Below are 18801 nucleotides of genomic sequence, written 5' to 3'. Positions count from 1 at the left end.
AAGATTATGTTTTTTTAAATCAAACTATAAATACACAATTGTTTAATGGCGAGGAAGATATGTAGCTAATTTAGTATTTAATTTCTAAATTCAAAGCACTTTTGTTAAATAAGATTTTTTATGTTAAATAAGGCTAAGCAACAGATATAAGCCTTTTGAAAATAAGTTTAAAAAAACAAAAAAAAGCTTCAGAGAAATCTGGAACTTTTTTTAGTAGCGGGAGGCATTCTGACAAAAACTTTAGAATTAAAAACTGAATTCGTATATTGTTCTCTAAAATCCGATATACTAAATATATACATTTTAAAATATCTGCTTTCAAACGTTTTTCAGTTCATTTTAATAGAAATCACTTAGATTATGAAAAATTCATTAATGCTCTTTATTGCATTCTTAGCTTTTACATCGTGTTCAAAACATGAAGGAAAAAAAAATATTGCTATCACAGGAATAGATTCCACATTGCGACCGGGTGATGATTTTTTTAAATATGTAAATGGCAAATGGTATGATTCGGTATCAATACCTGCATCTCAAGCCGGAGTTGGTGCCTACATGTTTATGAATTTCCCACAGCGAATGCGCCTGCAAGGAATACTGGATAGTGTTTCGCAAAGCAAGAATCCAGCAGGAAGTATAGCACAAAAAGTAGGAGACTTTTATGCATCAGGTATGGATACTTTAACCATTAACAAACGCGGATATGCACCTATCAAACCCCTGCTTGCCAAAATTGAAGCAATTAACGATTTGCCGTCATTAATGAACTTTGTAGTTAATGAAGAAAAAGCAGGCAATTCTTCTATTATTGCTTTTGGAGTGTCATCCGATCAGAAAAACAGCAGTATGAACATTGCTGAAATCTATCAAACCGGTATCGGCTTGCCTGACAGGGACTATTATTTCAAATCAGATTCATCAACTGTTGCCATACAAGAATCATACAAAAAATACCTTGCTGCATTATTTCAGCAAACAGGCAGTAATGCCCAAGAGGCTAAAAAGAATGCTGATTTGGTTTACAATATTGACAAACAACTTGCTGTTTCGCATAAAACAAAAGTTGAACTTAGAGATGTGCAGGCAAATTATAATAAAATAGCTGTGACAGATCTTGTAAAAAGGCATCCCAACATAAACTGGACTACTTTTTTAAATAATTTAGGTGCTAAAACCGATTTCATTAATGTATGCCAGCCTGCTTATTATGATGCCCTTAATAAGCTTTTAAAAACTATCCCCATTGATAATTGGAAAATTTACTTGAAAGCAAATTCTATAGAAAGATATGCAGATGATTTAAGTAAACCTTTTGTAGATGCCTCATTTGAGTATACTAAAGCACTTTCTGGTCAAGCTGTTCAAAAATCACGTGGCGAAAAAATGGCTAATGTCGTTGACAATTACTTAGGCGAAGCGCTGGGGGAATTGTATGTAAAGAAATATTTTTCGGAAGATGCTAAAAAACGCATGCTGGTTCTCGTGAATAATTTGCAAAAAGCGTATGCCAAAAGAATTGATAAATTAGAATGGATGAGTCCCATTACGAAGCAAAAAGCTAGAGAAAAATTGTTTGCCATTACTAAAAAAATAGGATATCCAGATAAATGGAGAGATTATAGCAATGTGCATATAGTTAGAAATACCTATTTTGAGAATATGGTTTCGGCCTCTGCAGCAGCATATCAATTTCAATTGGCAAAATTGGGCAAACCAGTCGATAAATCAGAATGGTATACTACAACTCCAACGGTTACGGCATATAATAATCCTACTGCAAATGAAATTGTTTTTCCTGCAGGTATTTTACAGTCTCCATATTTTGATAATAATGCAGATGATGCACTTAATTACGGAGGTATTGGAATGGTTATAGGTCACGAAATAACCCATACTTTTGATGATCAGGGCGCACAATATGACAAGGATGGAAACCTAAAAAACTGGTGGACAAAAGAGGATTATGCACAGTTTAAGTCAAGAATACAACAAGTTATCAATTTGTACAACACCTATACTGTTTTAGGAGATCTACACATTAATGGCGCAATGACAGTTGGCGAAAATACAGCAGATATTGCCGGAATAGCAGTTGCTTATGATGCTTTTAAAATGACCCAACAAGGGAAAGAGAACACAAAAATAGATGGTTTTACTCCAGACCAACGTTTCTTTATTTCTATAGCCAAAATATGGAGAGTAAAAATGAAAGACGAGTTCCTGCGTTTATGGATTAACAATAATCCGCATTCGCCGCCAAACTGGCGTGTTAATGGTCCTCTAATGAATACGACACCTTTTTACGACGCATTTAATGTAAAACCTGGAGATAAAATGTTTTTACCGAAGAAGGACAGAATAACAATTTGGTAATAATCTCGTTTCTGGAAATATTTAAAGTTTGTACTTTTGTCATTATGAATGATAACTTTATAAATGAATACTTTGGCATAGGAATTCAAAATGGTAAAACACCTGAAAATTTGGGGGTTTTGTGGCGATCGGCTCAAAATATGGGTGCTACTTTTATATTTACCATTGGTAATCGATATGCGAAACAAGCATGTGATACTCATGATGCAGTAAAAGCAATTCCTTATTTTCATTATGAAACTTTTGAGGCTTTCTTTGAAAATTTACCTAAAGGTGCCAGATTGGTTGGTGTAGAATTGGCAGAAAAAGCTTCTGATTTAGAAACTTTTGAACATCCAAGAAGATGTGTTTATTTATTAGGGGCAGAAGATCATGGATTGTCCAAAAAAGCAATGGCTAAATGTCATCATTTGGTAAAATTTAAATCAGAAAAAAGTATAAACGTGGCCGTGGCAGGAACTATTATTATGTATGACAGAAATTTGTCAAAACCACGTTCTTAAAAGTAAAGCTTCAGAGAAATCTGAAGCTTTACTTTTTTATTTGTTAAATCTATGTTTGAAAATCAACTCAAATTTTACTTGAATTAATATTTTTTTATAAAGGTTATTTATCCTTTAATAATTTCTCTAAAACTTTAATATGTTCATCTTTGGTTTTCAAAAGTTCCAAATTTAAACGTTTAATTTCCTCTAAAGCTTCTATCCATTTTTCTATTGGATTTACATTGAAAGTTGGATTTTGCCCTGCATTTAAGTAAGCTCCATTATCAAATGTATTCGAAATAATATTAATTGCCTGTTCCTCATCAAAATTCTGAAAAGCTTCAACTGGAATTTTCAATGAATTAGAAATTTGTTTAAGCAGATTATCTTCAATTACATCTTTTTGCTCAAGCAAAGAAATTTTCTTTTGATTCCAGTCTTCCCCTAAATCAAAAGCCAGTGCTTCTTGTTTGATGCCAAGCATTTCTCTGAAACGTTTTACGTTTCTTCCCTGATGTATTTTCTGTTCCATAAATGAATTTAATTTTCCGAAAGCTCAAAGATAAAGCCATTCACATTAAAAAGACTGAATTTCAAAGATAAAAAAATATCCCGTAAATATTCTTCTTGTCAGAGATTATATCCAAATCTGGAATAGTTTCTCCATTTGAAAGAAGGTATTCTTAGGAGGTGTTTAATTTAAATAATTAAAAGAAGTTATAAAATGGGTAAACCGTAAAAATTTAATATTTAAGCAAAGTATATTCGTACAACGTAGACTGTTTCCTGAAAAATAGCGATAAGTGAATTAAAATATTTTCTAAGTGATTTTTTAAAAGAAGAAGTATTTAAGAAGAGATTTAGTTCAATCAATAAAATATAGAAAAAATTCTTGCGCGAGGATAGACAAAAATCCCAAGTGTCTTTAAATGATTGGGGTATTAACTAAATTTTTAAAACCTTAGATTATGTTAAAAAAAATTTTAAAATTAGACGGAGCTCAAGAATTAACTAAAAATGAGCTAAAAGCGGTAAATGGTGGAATAACAGAAATTTGCGTTAAAGGGATTGCAAGTGGACTGGCCATTTTAAAAACTGGACCATGTCCTCCAGATTATCCTCTAGAGGGTGGAGGATGTTGCTTCGCAGATTAATAATTAATTTGCAAAAAAATATTGATTGTAAGACATGGAAAATTTAAGAGGTTAAGCTACCCCATACAAAGGCAGATAAATTTTCAAACAAAAAACTTAAACTAATGCTCTTACATTGTTGATTGTATAATGATATACTATCTCCAACAATAGATTTATATTTTTTTAAGAAGAGAGGAACTTGTTTCCTCTTTTTTTATTTCTTTAACAGTTTACGTAAGATATTAGTTAATATTCTATACATTTGGCATATTAATTTAACAAAAAAATTCGCCTATGAAACTAAAGCTACTCTTTATACTATTTTTGGCCAGCATATCTTCCTTTGCCCAATACACCCTGATCCCCGATGTGTATTTTGAAACAGAACTAATCCGTCAGGGAATTGATTCCGGCACACCGGATGGTAAAGTTTTGACTTCAAAAATAAACACCCGGACTACTTTGAATGTTAGGGGAGTAAGTCTCATTACCGATTTAACCGGGATTCAGGATTTTACAGCTTTAAAATCTTTGCTTTGTGATACCAATCAATTAACTTCTTTAGATGTTTCCAAGAATACTGCTTTAACATACTTGAGTTTTGGAGACAATTACTTAACGACTATAGACGTTTCTAAGAATACTGCTTTAACAGAGTTACGTTGTTATCATAATCTATTAACAACTTTAGATGTTTCTAAAAATCCGGCTTTAACAATTTTGCATTGTTATGAGAATCAATTAAAGACTTTAGATGTTTCTAAGAATCCGGCTTTAACATACTTAGATTGTTCTGACAATGAATTAACGGGACTAAATTTGAAGAATGGAAATAATTCTAAATTATCGACAAATAGTGCCTTTAATAGTAATAACTTAAGCTGTATTCAGGTAGATAATGTGGCTTATGCTAATGCCAATTGGACAGCCAAAGATGCTGAGGCAAGTTATAGTTTAGATTGCTCAATTGTTGTTCAATACACTCTTATTCCTGATGTGAATTTCGAAAAAAAGTTAATTCAACTTGGTTATGATTTTGGAACTCCTGACGGGAAAGTGCCAACATCTAAGATTTCTGGAGTAACTACTTTAAATATTTCCGGTAGTTCTATTACTAATTTAACCGGAATTCAAGATTTTACGGCTTTACAAAAATTAGATTGCAGCGATAATAAATTAACGGCTTTAGATGTTTCTAAGAATTCTGCTCTAGAAGAATTACTGTGTTATTCTAATAAATTAACAACTTTAGATGTTTCTAAAAATGTTGCTCTAACCTATTTATATTGTTATTCTAATCAATTAACGGCTTTAGATGTTTCTAAGAATATTGCTTTAATAGAGTTACGTTGTTATTCTAATCAATTGACAGATTTAGATGTTTCTAAGAGCACTGCTTTAACACATTTAAATTGTTATTCTAATCAATTAACAAGCTTAAATGTTTCTCAAAATGCTGCTTTGAAAGAATTACATTGTTATTCTAATAAGTTAACAAGTTTCGATATTTCGAAGAGTATTGCTTTAACAAAATTATATTGCTATTCAAATCAATTAACAGCTTTAGATGTTTCTAAGAATACTGCTCTAATATATTTATATTGTTATGAAAATCAATTAACGGCTTTAGATGCTTCTAAGAATACTGTTTTAAGATATATAGACTGTAGTTCAAATCAATTAACGAGTTTAAATGCGATGAACGGAAGGGATTTTAGCTCTTACAATTTTAAAAACAACCCTAATTTAGATTGCATTCAGGTAAATAATATTTATTATTATGATAATTATTACAAAGACGCTGTGGCAACTTACAGCAGAGATTGTTCACGCGTTCTTATTCCTGATGTGAATTTTGAAAAAAAGTTAATCTCTTTAGGAATTGATTCAGGAACAGTTGATGGACAAGTGCCAGGTTATAAAATAAACACATTGGTTTCCTTGGATGTATCTAATAGTTCTATTGCTGATTTAACCGGTATTCAATCCTTTGTGGGTTTAAATGCATTAAATTGCAGCGGTAATGAATTAACGGCTTTAGATGTTTCTAAAAATACTCTTTTGGGCTCTTTAAACTGTAGTTCAAATCAATTAACGAATTTAAATTTGAAGAATGGAAACTATCTTAGTTTTAGCACCAAAAACTTTAAAAATAACCCTAATTTAAGTTGTATTCAAGTAGATAATGTTGTTTATGCGAATACAAATTGGCTCGCAGCTAAAGATGATGCGGCAACTTACAAGGCAGACTGTGCTGATGTTGTTCAATACACCCTCATTCCTGATGTGAATTTTGAAAAAAAGTTAATTTTCCTTGGTCATGATTCTGGAGCTCCTGACGGAAAAGTGCCAACAATAAATATTTCTTCGTTAACTTCTTTGAATCTTTTCAATAGCTATATTACTGATTTAACCGGAATTGAGGATTTTGTGGCTTTAAAATCATTAACTTGTGCAGCTAATGAAATAACGGCTTTAGACTTTTCTAAAAATATTGCTTTAAGCGAATTAGATTGTGGCCGTAATCAATTAACGACTTTAAATGTTTCTAAAAATACTGCTTTAACAGTTTTTGCATGCGATTCTAATCAATTAACGGCTTTAGATATTTCTAAAAATCTTTCGTTAAGATATGTACGTTGTTATTCTAATAAATTAATCAGTTTAGATGTTTCCAAGAATACTGCTTTAGAGTCATTATATTGTTATTCTAATTTAATAACAGCTTTAGATGTTTCCAAGAATACAGCTTTAATAGAATTTGAATGTTATTCTAATAAATTAACAAGTCTAAATGTACAGAATGGAAACAATAATAATTTTGTAACGAACAGAACAGATTATACAAAAAATCCAAATTTAAAATGTATTCAGGTAGATAATGTTACTTATTCTAAGGATAATATGTCTTGGGCAAAAGATGCGGCAGCAAGTTATAGTACAAGTTGTCCTGCTTCTGTTGTTGCAGTTAGTAGTGCGTTTGAAGACCAATTAATCGCTTTAGGAGTCGATACAGATGGAAAAAACGGTTCGGTTTTATTGTCCAGCATAATAAATGTAACCAGTTTAAATGTGTCCAATTCCGGTCTCACCAGTTTATCAGGAATCGAATATTTTTCAAATCTAGAAATCTTAAACTGTCAGGGAAATTTATTGACTACAATAAATGTGTCTTTCAACCCGGCACTGAAATATTTAGATTGTTCAAAGAATCCACTATCGACTTTAGATGTTTCTAAAAACACTCAGCTTACAGAACTGTATTGTGATGGTATTGTAACAACCAATAAAAAAATCAATGCCAAAACCAGCGCTGCCAATCAACTAACGGTTTTAGATGTTTCTAAAAATGTATTGTTGACTAAATTGAGTTGTTCTAATAATCTAATAGTAAGTTTAGACCTTTCTAAGAATACTCTTCTTACAGATGTAAATTGTTCCAATAATAAATTGACTTCTTTGAATTTAAGCAATGGGAACAATAGCAAACTGGCAAATGTCAATTTCAAAACAAATGCTTCGCTATCCTGTATTCAGGTAGATGATGTTGCTTATGCTAATACCAATTGGTCAGCAGCCAAAGATGCAGCAGCAATTTATTCGAAAACAGCTTGTACTTTAGGAATCGAAGATTTGGTTTTTGAAAAAATCGCCGTTTACCCTAATCCTACCAAAGGAGAATTACACATTGATAACATTGTGTTAGAAAAAGCAAGCGTGTACGATGTATTAGGAAAGTTGGTGACAGTTACGAAATTTACTAATGGTTCAAACACTAATAGCATCAATTTATCAGGATTCCCAAAAGGGATTTATTATGTGTATTTAGAAAGTGAAGGATCGACTATTGTTAGAAAAATAATAGTTAAGTAAATTAATAAGCATATAAGTTAAAACCACATTTTCATTCGTTTGAAAATGTGGTTTTTTATTTTTTATCAAACTTACAAACCTTGTATTGATGAATGTAGTTCAATTAACAAAAGAAGGTTTAGGAAGCACAGTAAGAATATTAAAATATCATCCCTCTGCAATCACGAGCGAGACACTCACGCCAGTGGAATTAAACGTACTAAACAACTCTACAACTAATTTGAGAAACTGATTTGAGAGCAAGTTGTTTTTTTGTATTTAAGATGATTTGGCAAATCCGAATAATGCGCTTAATTTAGTCACAAATCCGCTGTTGTAATGGGACGTTAGCGGCTAGCTTAGAAAACCTAATAATATATGAAACACTTTTTTTTATCCATTATTCTTTGCTTTGTAGGAAACATCGTTCTTGGGCAAAATAGCCCAAAAGAAATATCTCCGGAAATTTAAAAAAAAATAAAAGCAGAAGTAGAAGACCAAATCCCTAAACTAAAACTAAAGCTTGCAAAACAAGAATTAAATCCTGATGAAATAGAATTCAAAATAGATACTTTCCGAATAGAAACAATAGCTTCCAAACGAATGGATATTGATTATTCAACAGCAGGAATGAATATAACAGTTGATGAATTGACTACTGATTATGATAAGTTAATGAATAAGTATTATAATAAACTTATGAAATCGCTAAAGCCAGAAGACAAGAAGGTTCTTGCAACAGCTCAAAAAGCCTGGTTAGTTTTTCGTGATGCTGAAATTAAGCTAATTGGAACAATGACTGAAGATCAATATTCAGGAGGCGGGACAATGCAGTCAAATATACGAATGGGTCAATATTCCTCTTTAGTAGTTGAAAGAACTATTGATATTTTTCATTATTATAATGGAATTCTTAAAGATTAATAAAGCCAGCAGAGGAAAAATGATAAAATAAATTTAGTATATGCAAACAGAATATTCATTTAGAGAGGTTGTAAATAAAAGGGCTTATAGTGTAAGAATAGTATTTGATATAGACCGTTTTAATTATGAAGAAAGAAAATTAGATAATTATGATTTTGTTTATTCTGCTGATGATAGATGGAGATTAACTTGTGAGTTTGCAGTTAAGCTTTTTTTTCAATCTTTCGGAACTAAACTTATCGAAGAAAGAGTAATTATTAAAATACCTTTTATTGATTGGGATCCTTTTCATACAGTAGATACTATTGTTTTGTACTCAGTAATTAAAGGGTTATCTGAAGCGTTTAATTTGAATTCTGATGAATTTGAGTTTAACATTGAAGATAGGAAAATTTGTTTACCGTTAATATAACTGATATTCAGATACTAATTATAATATAAGTTGATGAAAAAAAATAACTTAAATTTTTTAAAGAATAAAACAGTTATAAACATTTATAAGGTTTCTATTAGAGAAGACAATTCTTTATATGATCTGTCGGATACCTTAATATTGAGATTAAAGGATAATTCTATAATCCAAATTATAATTGACTATGAAATATCTATTTATGAATTATCTTCAATAGATAATCTCATCATTATTGGAGACTATGATCTAAAAAATATTGAAGTGACACTAATAGAACTAAATCAAATACAGAACGATCAAATAGTTTATATTCATAATTATTCGCAATCTGCTTATCATTTTGGATCAAAATTTTTAAACATAAATAATGAGTTTATATTTGGGTTTTGCTTTGGATGGGATGAGATTGTACTATTAAATGAAAAAGATTTTGTGTTAATGTTAAATTCTTATGAAGACAAAGTAGAGACAATTGTTTAGAATATTATATTCAATTCCCTACTGGCGTGAGCGTTCCGTTCGTGAACTCAAAGTTGGTTTATAAAAAATAAAAATTATGGCACGAGCGTGACGCTCACGCCAGCAGGGGAACAATTTTCGAAACACTTTGTTGATGATTTAAAGACTTTAAATGTGGGATTATTAGTCTTAAACACTTTTCAATAACATAAAACCATCATATTCAATTTGATTTTGGTGATTTTTAGTTTTCAAAAATTAGCTGTTGTCAATAATATTCATAATTATATTCATCAGTCTTTGTTCCGTTCTTTTCATCAAAAATATTCATTTTAGTAACATTTCCATTTTTATCAAATTCATATTCATGTTTCGCAATATAACCATTCGATTTTTTTTCTCTTTTAATTAAATTTTTATTGGAATTACCAAGGTAGTTTTTTCCGAAATTTGCATTTCCTAGTGTGTTTAATTTATCTTCATAGTATTCATATTCTATGTAATAAGAGTTTCCTGAAATTGTGCCATCTGAACTTTTATTTTGACTTGTTCTGGTCTCTTTAATTATATTTCCATTAGAATATTCATAATCATATATCATGGAATAAGAGTATGTTACATAGTCGTCAAATACTTCCATTTTAATTACGAAGCCATTTGAATTATAGGTGCGTTTTTCACGGGTAGTTAGTTGATTTGTTTTTGAAAATTCATTTGGCGTAATATTTTTAATAAATAGATTTTTTTTATTCAAAATCATTCTAACCCAAGTGTTGTTAACGGTCATTACAATACTATCTTTAAAATAGGTGTACATTGCTGGTGTCCCGCCTGCCATAACTTCCTGTATTATAAATCCTTCTTTATTTAATTCATAAGTATTTCCAGATTCTTTCACCAATCTTCCTTCACTATCATAATCATAGCTAGTCTTTAGAATATATTTTCCATATAGCATACTATATCCTTTTACTAAAGAACTTTTTTTTGTTACATCTAATGCTTTAAAACTAGAATTACAAACAAGCAGAATAGTAATTAATACAATTAGGTATCTATTTTTCATTTTCTTTTAATTATTGCTAAATGGGTTTAATGAGATATAAGTTCACTTTTCTTCATGCTAATATAGATCATCTTCCAGATTTTTGAGGTCTGATTTTAATGTTTTATGATCATAATTTTACTGACTCACATCCGATTTTCTAAAATTTCCTGCTGGTGCGAGCGTCCCGTTTGTGAACGCAAAGATGTTGACAAAGATAGTTAAAACAAAAAAGCTCCAGATTTCTCTGAAGCTTTGTCTTAGTAGCGGGAACAGGACTCGAACCTGTGACCTTCGGGTTATGAGCCCGACGAGCTGCCTACTGCTCTATCCCGCGATGTTTCGGGTGCAAAGATACGCCGATTTTTGAGAATTCCAACGAAAATTTTAAAAAATGTTTTATTTTCTGTATTAACTTGATATGACTACCTTTGCAAAATAAATATTACGCAAATGTCACATAAAGCAGGTTTTGTAAACATAATCGGGAATCCAAATGTTGGAAAATCGACACTAATGAATGCCTTTGTTGGAGAAAGATTATCCATCATTACATCAAAAGCACAAACAACACGTCATAGAATTCTAGGAATTGTAAATGGCGAAGATTTTCAACTTGTATTGTCAGATACTCCCGGAATTATAAAACCGGCTTATGAAATGCAGGAGTCGATGATGAACTTCGTAAAATCGGCTTTTGAAGACGCTGATATTTTAATTTACATGGTCGAAATAGGAGAGCAGGACTTAAAAGATGAGGCTTTCTTTAATAAAATCATTTATGCTAAAATTCCGGTTTTGTTATTGTTGAACAAAATCGACAATTCAAACCAGGAACAATTAGAAGAGCAAGTTGGTTTCTGGAAAGAAAAAGTGCCAAACGCTGAAATTTTCCCAATCTCGGCTTTACAGAATTTTAATGTTCCCGAAGTTTTTGGAAGAATTATCGAATTGCTTCCAGAATCTCCGGCTTATTATCCAAAAGACCAATTAACAGACAAACCGGAACGTTTTTTCGTAAACGAAACCATTCGTGAAAAAATCTTATTGAATTACAGTAAAGAGATTCCGTATGCAGTAGAAATTGTGACAGAAGAATTTCATGAAGACGAGAAAATTATCAGAATCCGTTCTGTAATTATGGTGGAACGCGATACTCAAAAAGGAATTATCATCGGACATAAAGGTGCAGCGCTAAAGAAAGTTGGAACTGATGCCCGTGCCGATTTAGAGAAATTCTTCGGAAAACAAATTCACATCGAACTTTACGTAAAAGTGAATAAAAACTGGAGAAGTAATGCTAATATGCTGAAACGATTTGGTTATAATCAATAGAGTTTTAATTGTTTCAAGTTTCAGGTTTCAAGTTAAGCTCTGAGGTTCAACTTGAAACCTGAAACAAAAACAATAAAAATCGAGGTACTTAGAAACTTAGCATCTCAGCAACTTTTTTTAACTACCTTTGCAAAAAATTTAAAGACAGCATTTTGGATTTACAATTTATTGTGATTTAGTCAAAAACGAAATCTAAAATCTAAAATCTGAAATCTAAAATAGAAAAAATGAATAACATTGTTGCGATAGTAGGAAGACCTAATGTAGGGAAATCAACCCTTTTTAATAGGCTGATACAAAGAAGAGAAGCTATTGTAGATTCAGTATCTGGGGTTACCCGTGATAGAAACTATGGTAAAAGCGAGTGGAACGGAAAAGAATTTTCTGTAATAGATACCGGTGGATACGTTCGCGGATCTGACGACGTATTTGAAGGTGAAATCCGTAAACAAGTAGAGCTTGCTATTGACGAAGCAGATGTTATCATTTTTGTAGTTGATGTAGAAGAAGGTATTACACCAATGGATGAAACGGTTGCAAAGTTACTTCGTAAAGTGACAAAACCAGTTTTATTGGCAGTAAACAAAGTAGATAACGCAATGCGTGAGAAAGATGCGATTGAGTTTTATAATCTTGGTTTAGGAGATTATTTTACTTTCGCAAGTATTTCAGGAAGCGGAACAGGAGATTTATTAGATGCTTTAATTGATGCTTTTCCAGAGAAAGAACCAGTTGAGGTTACAGAAGAATTACCGCGTTTTGCTGTTGTAGGACGTCCTAATGCAGGAAAATCTAGTTTTATCAATGCCTTAATTGGTCAGGATCGTTATATCGTAACTGATATTGCAGGAACAACACGTGATGCAATCGATACAAAATTTGACCGTTTTGGATTCGAATTTAATTTGGTTGATACTGCGGGAATCCGTCGTAAAGCAAAAGTAAAGGAAGATTTAGAATTTTACTCGGTAATGCGTTCTGTAAGAGCAATTGAGCATGCTGACGTTTGTATATTGGTAATCGACGCAACTCGTGGTTTTGAAGGCCAGGATCAAAGTATTTTTTGGTTGGCTGAGAAAAACCGTAAAGGTGTTGTAATCTTGGTAAACAAATGGGATTTGGTTGAAAAAGACACCATGTCGAGCCGTGATTATGAAGAGAAAATCCGTAAAGAATTAATGCCTTTTACAGATGTGCCAATTTTATTCGTTTCGGCTTTAACGAAACAGCGTTTATTAAAAGCTTTAGAAGCTACAGTTCAGGTTTTTGAAAGCAGAAAACAAAGAATTGCAACTTCAAAATTCAACGAATATATGTTGAAAGTAATAGAAGCTTATCCACCGCCAGCTACAAAAGGAAAATATGTGAAAATTAAATATTGTATGCAATTGCCAACTCAAACACCTCAATTCGTGTTTTTTGCTAATATGCCGCAATACGTTAAGGAACCATACAAAAGATATCTGGAAAATAAAATTCGTGATAACTGGGATTTCGCAGGAGTTCCAATCGATATTTACATCAGAGAGAAATAGATTTTCAAGAATCTTTATGAAAATAAAAAAGCAGTATTTCAATTTCGAAATACTGCTTTTTTATTTTTAAATTAAATTAAACTCATACCTGATTCTCATCATAAAAGAAAATTTGTTCTAGTGGTGTACTTCCATCAGAATCACCATCTTCTCCGTTATGTTTTCTGGTTGAAGAATGCAATTTTAAAGCGTAAGTACAGCGTGTCAAATTATCAAGCGGCGGAGCGTTGAGTGCAGAATTGTCGTTTATTCTTTTAACCAGTGTTGTATTTATTATACCATCGGCAACATCTCGGTCTATGCTAAGGCTGTTACTATTTAAGTGTAAACGACCAGATGCTAAATATGGATGGTACAAAGTGTATTTTGCGTGTACAGTACCGTTAATTGGAGTACAAAGAGTAGTTTCTTCAAGCTCTTTAATTGCGAGTCTTCTGTAAATCGGGTTATTATTCATAATGACCGAATTCAATATTTTTCCCCCATCTATAAAGCCAAACTGATTTGAAGCTTTATTGATTACTTCTCTAATCTCAAAACGGATTGCAAATTTTTCGACAGGAATTTCATTTGCTGGCGGAATAGGCTGTCCTGCACTAAAAATGTTCGGAACATCTGGAGCAGTCGTTAAGGCAGTTGTATTCATTGAGATTAATGTATCTTCTTCAATAATATTATATAATATCAAATCAGCAGGAGTAAAACCAGCATTCACTAAAGCTCTTTCAATTGCATGGTTGACATCGAACCAGCCTTCAGCATCAAAATCAGATTGGGCACTAACTACAGAAATCTGATTATGAATAGGAGAATAAACTTTTCGAATTAATTTAGAAACAACCCCTGGAAAAAATAAATTAGGATGTAGACCTACTATTTTAGTAAAACCTGCTAGAGGAGGATTATTAATATCATCGTTTGGAAGAGTGGCATCACTTACTGAAAAACGGTATTCAATTGGATTTCCGGCGACTGATCTCAAAGCAGCTTGTCCGGTCAGTTTTATTATTGAATACAATACATTTTTATCTGAACTAGCGTAACCTTCTGCGTCAAAATCTGGCGCACTTGTTCCATAAGAAGAGCTGAATTTAGATCCAATTCCGGTCCACGCACTTGGAAAATTAACTCCTGGATCGGTTACTGCTATTTCAGAACATAAATTCACGCATAAACAAAAACCAACATTTTTACGTGCGTCTGCTTTGGTTTCGTCAACTAATTTTGTACCACCTAATTCCGCTTTAAAATAAACATCTGGTCCGCTTTGGAAAGAAAGAAAACTTGGATCAGTTTCTATGTTTATCCAGGGAGATAAAAATGTCTTTTTAAAATCGGCCGAAGTATAATCAATTCTAAAATGTCCGTTTGAATCTGTTGTTGCCGTTCCTAAATTATCATCGGTTAAAAAATCAGCATCCATTGCCGTAACCTCCGCATTAGCAATTGGTTTATTAGTCTGGCAGTTCATTAAATGCCCGCAGATAACCCACGCATCAAAAAAGTGTCCGCGAATATAACACCACCATTTATAAGCAATAGCATATTCCCATCTGAATTTTTCATTTTTCGCTTGTTTTTCAAGTTCTAAACGCATCGAAAAAGTCGTAATATGCAGCTGCACTATTTCATCTCTTTTTGGTTTAGGGTGTTTTGGCGGAACAGTACCACACACAAAATCAATATCGAAGCTTGCATCAAGATGGTTTTCACTGACTTCAATTTGAAAATTACCTTCAGCATCTGTTTTTGCTTTATACACAAGTAATTCTGCCCTTTGTTTCGCTTCTTCTTTTGAAACAAAACGAAATGTATCTTTTGCATTTGATGCTGTATTTGCAGTAGTATCAGCATTTCTGTATGGATGATAAATTAAAATTTCTACTTCAGACACGGCTTCAAGACAATCTTCACATACATATCCTCTTAAGGAACCTTTAAAAATATTTCTCATGGTAATTGGTTTTAAGTTGCCTACTCTTATCAGTTTTCGACTTTTCTGTCATACTCTGTTTTAGGATTTTCTGAATTCTCCTTTTGGTTGTTGCTGCAAAGTTTTTGTATTTTGGTGAAATAGGAGTTAGGTTAAATACTGTTTTTAAAAGGGCAGTTTTACCCTTTTTTAATGGGTTTAAATTTTTGATAATCAATAGTTTGTGTGCGTAAATGAAATTTTTGATGTATTTTTAGTTATCTCAATAAGCCCTAAAATGGCATGTTATTTGAATAAATGTAAAAAATACAATTAAACCTTTTTGGTTTTTTGCAGTCTAAACATCCAACTAACCAAATTTTTTATGACTAAGATTTATTCATTTCTTTCGTTTTTCTTCCTTTTTGTCTTTACAGTCCATTCGCAGAATGATATTACCATTAGAGGGGCAATTTTAGATGTTAATACCCAATTACCTTTAGAAATGGCAACGGTTTATTTCACCACAATTAAAGATTCTACTGTTATTGAATACGCCACTACAGATAAAAATGGTGCTTTTAGAATGGATATCAAAAAATATGACAAACCTGTATTTTTGAAGGTGAGTTATATGGGATATCAAACCTATTTTGAAGAATACAAAGGGCTTACAGAAAGCAAAGATTTCGGTAAAATATATATGCTTGAAAATGTAAATGCCTTAAATGATGTTGTTATTAAAACAGAAGCAGCGCCCATAACCATCAAAAAAGATACTTTAGAATTTAATGCAGCGTCATATAAAGTCCGTCCAGATTCTAATGTCGAAACTTTATTGAAACAATTGCCAGGGTTTGATGTCGATAATGATGGGAAAATTACGGTAAATGGACGAGAGGTCAATCAGGTTTTAGTAAACGGAAAAACTTTTTTTGATAAAGACGGAGCGATTGCCATTAAAAATTTACCGGCAGATATTATAAAAAAGATTCAGGTTTCTGATTTTAAAACCAAGAAAGAAGAATTGGCAAAACAAGAATCAACCTCAGATTTTTCGAGTATTAATATTACTATTGATGAAAAGAAAAACAAAGGTTATTTTGGAAAAATTATGGGCGGCTATGGCACAGATGATCGTTATGAAGCCAATGTCAACCTCAATTATTTTAATAATAAACAGAAAATAAGTCTGCTGGCTTCTTCCAATAATATCAACGCAACCGGATTTTCTATGGATGATGTTTTTGATAATATGGCGGGCGGAAGAAACAGCAGCGGAAGAGGTGGAAGTACAAGTTCTGGTGGAAGCGGGAAGGGAATTACACAGTCAAATTTAGTTGGACTTAATTATTCTGATGATTGGACAAAAAACCTGCTTGCGATGGGAAGTTATAATTTTTCGAATACGATTAATAATAACGACAGCAAATCGAACCAGCTTAGTTTTTTACCAACCGGAAATATTATTACAGAGGCCGAATCTAAAACAAGAAACGAAAGCACTGGGAATAATGTCAATTTTGAACTAGAGTATAAAATTAATCCAAGTATGCGAATTGTGGTGGCGCCAAAGCTGAATCAATCGCGGACAAACAGTAATTCGACTTCATCAAGTTCTTCTGAAGATGAAAACGGAAATGCATTAAACGAAAGCAATTCTAAATCGTATTCTGAAAGTGATAACTTTAATTTTGGTAACACAATCAACTTTAATAAAACCTTTCAAAAGAAATCTCGAAATCTAAGCTTTGTATTTACAAATAATAATACAAGCACGGATGCTAATGGTTTGAATCTTTCTGAAACAATTTTCCATCAGGATAATCAGCCGAATGATGAAAGAAATCAAACTACAAAACAAAAAAACAGCAGCGACGCTTATTCTGCAGATATCGAATATACAGAACCAATAACTGATTCTTTAAGAGTAAGGTTTGGATCTGATTTTGATTGGAATAGTTCTGTAAACGATCAAAAGACTTTTAATTTCAATCCTGATACACAAGAATATAGTGACCTAAATTTGTCTTTGAGTAATTATACAAGTTCCGTACAAAATTCGGTTACACCAAAAGTTGGAATTACACTGCAAAAAAACAAGTTTACATTAAATCTTGACAGCCGAACTTCAATTGTAAATTTTGATAACCATTCGTTGTATTTAAATAATGCAACCGATTTAAGTAAAAAATATGCATTACCATTTGCGACAGCCATATTTAGATACAAGTTTACGCGTTCTAAAAATTTATCCCTTAAATATGATTATTCAAATGCACTGCCATCTGCAACGCAGTTAATGCCTGTGGTGAACCTTAATAATCCGCTGAATACAATTATTGGAAATCCTAATTTGCATCCGATAGAAAAAAGCAGTGTAAATTTCAATTTCAAAAATTACGATTTCCGTTCGCGTTCCGGTTACAGTTTATATTTAAAAGGAGATTATTATGATAATGATATCGTGTCGACTTCTATTTATGATGAAAGCGGAAAAAGAAATACAACTTATGTAAATATTTCTGGCGTTTACAATGCATCTTTTGGTGCAAACTGGAATCAGTCGGTAAAAAGCGGAGCGCATACTTTAAGATATGGTTTAGGATTAAACGCAGGTTATTCTTTTGACAAAGGATTTACAAATGCTGTTTTATACAATGCAAAATCAACTTCGATTACTCCAAAAATTTATATGTCATACGATTATGGAGAAATATTGACTATTGCGCCATCTTATAATTTATCATACAATCAGTCGAAATATGAAAACTATTCACGAGATGCAACTTCAAATGTAGTACACAGAATCAATTTGCAGACTACAACTTACTGGCCAGAAAATTTAATCTTCGGAAATGATTTTGGATACACTTATAATTCGAATATTTCAGGCGATTTCAAAAAAGATTTTTACTTATGGAACACCAGTTTGTCATACGGATTCTTTGATAAAAAACTCTATGCAAAAGTAAAAGTGTATGATGTTTTAAACCAAAATTTAAGTGCTACACGAACCATTTCTGCAACTGCAATCCGTGATGAAGAAAATACTGTTTTAAGACGTTACGTAATGTTTTCTCTAGCCTATAAAATAGGAAACTTTACAGGATCTGAAAAAGGAGGAAAGAGAAGGCAGAGAGAGTAGGTTTTTGAGGTTCAGAGGTACAAAGGGGCAAAGTAACAAAGGAATACAAAAAACTCGGATCAAATTTTAATTTGATCCGAGTTTTTTGTAAAATCTAAAATCTAAAATCTAAAATCTAAAATCTAAAATCTAAAATCTAAAATCTAAAATCTAAAATCTAAAATCTAAAATCTAAAATCTAAAAT

13 protein-coding genes and 1 tRNA gene are annotated in these 18801 nt (G+C 31.9%); 10 read left to right on the top strand and 4 right to left on the bottom strand.

What is annotated here, in order from left to right; translation table 11 throughout:
* Nucleotides 1-360 precede the first annotated feature (360 nt).
* Nucleotides 361-2373: a M13 family metallopeptidase gene (locus BUE10_RS20935; protein ID WP_073488696.1), complete on the top strand. Its 2013-nt coding sequence runs from the start codon at nucleotides 361-363 to the stop codon at nucleotides 2371-2373.
* 44 nt (nucleotides 2374-2417) lie between these two features.
* Nucleotides 2418-2876 (top strand): RNA methyltransferase, encoded by a 459-nt coding sequence (locus tag BUE10_RS20930; protein WP_073488694.1) that lies wholly within the window; start codon nucleotides 2418-2420, stop codon nucleotides 2874-2876.
* Between the two features lie 103 nt (nucleotides 2877-2979).
* Here BUE10_RS20930 and BUE10_RS20925 read toward each other — a convergent pair whose 3' ends face one another.
* Complete coding sequence (locus BUE10_RS20925; protein WP_073488692.1) at nucleotides 2980-3390, bottom strand: helix-turn-helix domain-containing protein; 411 nt, start codon at nucleotides 3388-3390, stop codon at nucleotides 2980-2982.
* 436 nt (nucleotides 3391-3826) lie between these two features.
* Here BUE10_RS20925 and BUE10_RS20920 point away from each other — a divergent pair, with 436 nt between their 5' ends.
* The 5 genes from BUE10_RS20920 to BUE10_RS20900 all read left to right on the top strand — a co-directional run bounded on the left by BUE10_RS20920 (nucleotide 3827) and on the right by BUE10_RS20900 (nucleotide 9662).
* Complete coding sequence (locus BUE10_RS20920) at nucleotides 3827-4012, top strand: class IIb bacteriocin, lactobin A/cerein 7B family (RefSeq protein WP_073488690.1); 186 nt, start codon at nucleotides 3827-3829, stop codon at nucleotides 4010-4012.
* Nucleotides 4013-4288: 276 nt separating this feature from the next.
* Nucleotides 4289-7867 (top strand): T9SS type A sorting domain-containing protein, encoded by a 3579-nt coding sequence (locus BUE10_RS24360; RefSeq protein ID WP_083598236.1) that lies wholly within the window; start codon nucleotides 4289-4291, stop codon nucleotides 7865-7867.
* 582 nt (nucleotides 7868-8449) lie between these two features.
* Nucleotides 8450-8770 (top strand): lysozyme inhibitor LprI family protein, encoded by a 321-nt coding sequence (locus BUE10_RS20910; RefSeq protein WP_073488686.1) that lies wholly within the window; start codon nucleotides 8450-8452, stop codon nucleotides 8768-8770.
* A gap of 40 nt (nucleotides 8771-8810) precedes the next feature.
* Nucleotides 8811-9182 (top strand): hypothetical protein, encoded by a 372-nt coding sequence (locus BUE10_RS20905; protein WP_073488684.1) that lies wholly within the window; start codon nucleotides 8811-8813, stop codon nucleotides 9180-9182.
* Nucleotides 9183-9215: 33 nt separating this feature from the next.
* Nucleotides 9216-9662, top strand: coding sequence for a hypothetical protein (locus tag BUE10_RS20900; protein WP_073488682.1), 447 nt, complete (start codon nucleotides 9216-9218; stop codon nucleotides 9660-9662).
* Between the two features lie 247 nt (nucleotides 9663-9909).
* On the opposite strand, the gene BUE10_RS20895 is transcribed toward BUE10_RS20900, so the two are convergent.
* Nucleotides 9910-10707, bottom strand: coding sequence for a hypothetical protein (locus tag BUE10_RS20895; RefSeq protein ID WP_073488680.1), 798 nt, complete (start codon nucleotides 10705-10707; stop codon nucleotides 9910-9912).
* Nucleotides 10708-10950: 243 nt separating this feature from the next.
* Nucleotides 10951-11023: transfer RNA gene (locus BUE10_RS20890), tRNA-Met, on the bottom strand.
* A gap of 116 nt (nucleotides 11024-11139) precedes the next feature.
* Here BUE10_RS20890 and era point away from each other — a divergent pair.
* Nucleotides 11140-12021, top strand: a complete 882-nt coding sequence (era, locus tag BUE10_RS20885) for a GTPase Era (RefSeq protein WP_056205193.1) — start codon at nucleotides 11140-11142, stop codon at nucleotides 12019-12021.
* Nucleotides 12022-12248: 227 nt separating this feature from the next.
* Entirely contained in the window at nucleotides 12249-13556 is a 1308-nt protein-coding gene (gene der, locus BUE10_RS20880) for a ribosome biogenesis GTPase Der (protein ID WP_073488678.1), read from the top strand.
* An 82-nt stretch (nucleotides 13557-13638) separates the two neighbouring features.
* Here the strand turns inward: der and BUE10_RS20875 are convergent, their stop codons facing one another.
* Complete coding sequence (locus BUE10_RS20875; protein WP_073488676.1) at nucleotides 13639-15510, bottom strand: transthyretin-like family protein; 1872 nt, start codon at nucleotides 15508-15510, stop codon at nucleotides 13639-13641.
* Between the two features lie 343 nt (nucleotides 15511-15853).
* Between BUE10_RS20875 and BUE10_RS20865 the strand changes: the two genes are divergently transcribed.
* Nucleotides 15854-18616 carry an outer membrane beta-barrel protein gene (locus tag BUE10_RS20865; protein ID WP_073488672.1) on the top strand — a complete coding sequence of 921 codons (2763 nt, stop codon included), beginning with the start codon at nucleotides 15854-15856 and terminating at the stop codon, nucleotides 18614-18616.
* The last annotated feature ends 185 nt before the right edge of the window (nucleotides 18617-18801 follow it).

This window comes from Flavobacterium sp. CF108 (assembly GCF_900129795.1).
Classification (GTDB): Bacteria; Bacteroidota; Bacteroidia; order Flavobacteriales; family Flavobacteriaceae; genus Flavobacterium.
This window is presented reverse-complemented; position numbering and strand designations above follow the sequence as displayed.

Coding starts and splice junctions, on each gene's coding strand:
- BUE10_RS20935 (WP_073488696.1), top strand. CDS start 361: ATGAAAAATTCATTAATGCTCTTTATTGCATTCTTAGCTTTTACATCG.
- BUE10_RS20930 (WP_073488694.1), top strand. CDS start 2,418: ATGAATGATAACTTTATAAATGAATACTTTGGCATAGGAATTCAAAAT.
- BUE10_RS20925 (WP_073488692.1), bottom strand. CDS start 3,390: ATGGAACAGAAAATACATCAGGGAAGAAACGTAAAACGTTTCAGAGAA.
- BUE10_RS20920 (WP_073488690.1), top strand. CDS start 3,827: ATGTTAAAAAAAATTTTAAAATTAGACGGAGCTCAAGAATTAACTAAA.
- BUE10_RS24360 (WP_083598236.1), top strand. CDS start 4,289: ATGAAACTAAAGCTACTCTTTATACTATTTTTGGCCAGCATATCTTCC.
- BUE10_RS20910 (WP_073488686.1), top strand. CDS start 8,450: ATGGATATTGATTATTCAACAGCAGGAATGAATATAACAGTTGATGAA.
- BUE10_RS20905 (WP_073488684.1), top strand. CDS start 8,811: ATGCAAACAGAATATTCATTTAGAGAGGTTGTAAATAAAAGGGCTTAT.
- BUE10_RS20900 (WP_073488682.1), top strand. CDS start 9,216: ATGAAAAAAAATAACTTAAATTTTTTAAAGAATAAAACAGTTATAAAC.
- BUE10_RS20895 (WP_073488680.1), bottom strand. CDS start 10,707: ATGAAAAATAGATACCTAATTGTATTAATTACTATTCTGCTTGTTTGT.
- era (WP_056205193.1), top strand. CDS start 11,140: ATGTCACATAAAGCAGGTTTTGTAAACATAATCGGGAATCCAAATGTT.
- der (WP_073488678.1), top strand. CDS start 12,249: ATGAATAACATTGTTGCGATAGTAGGAAGACCTAATGTAGGGAAATCA.
- BUE10_RS20875 (WP_073488676.1), bottom strand. CDS start 15,510: ATGAGAAATATTTTTAAAGGTTCCTTAAGAGGATATGTATGTGAAGAT.
- BUE10_RS20865 (WP_073488672.1), top strand. CDS start 15,854: ATGACTAAGATTTATTCATTTCTTTCGTTTTTCTTCCTTTTTGTCTTT.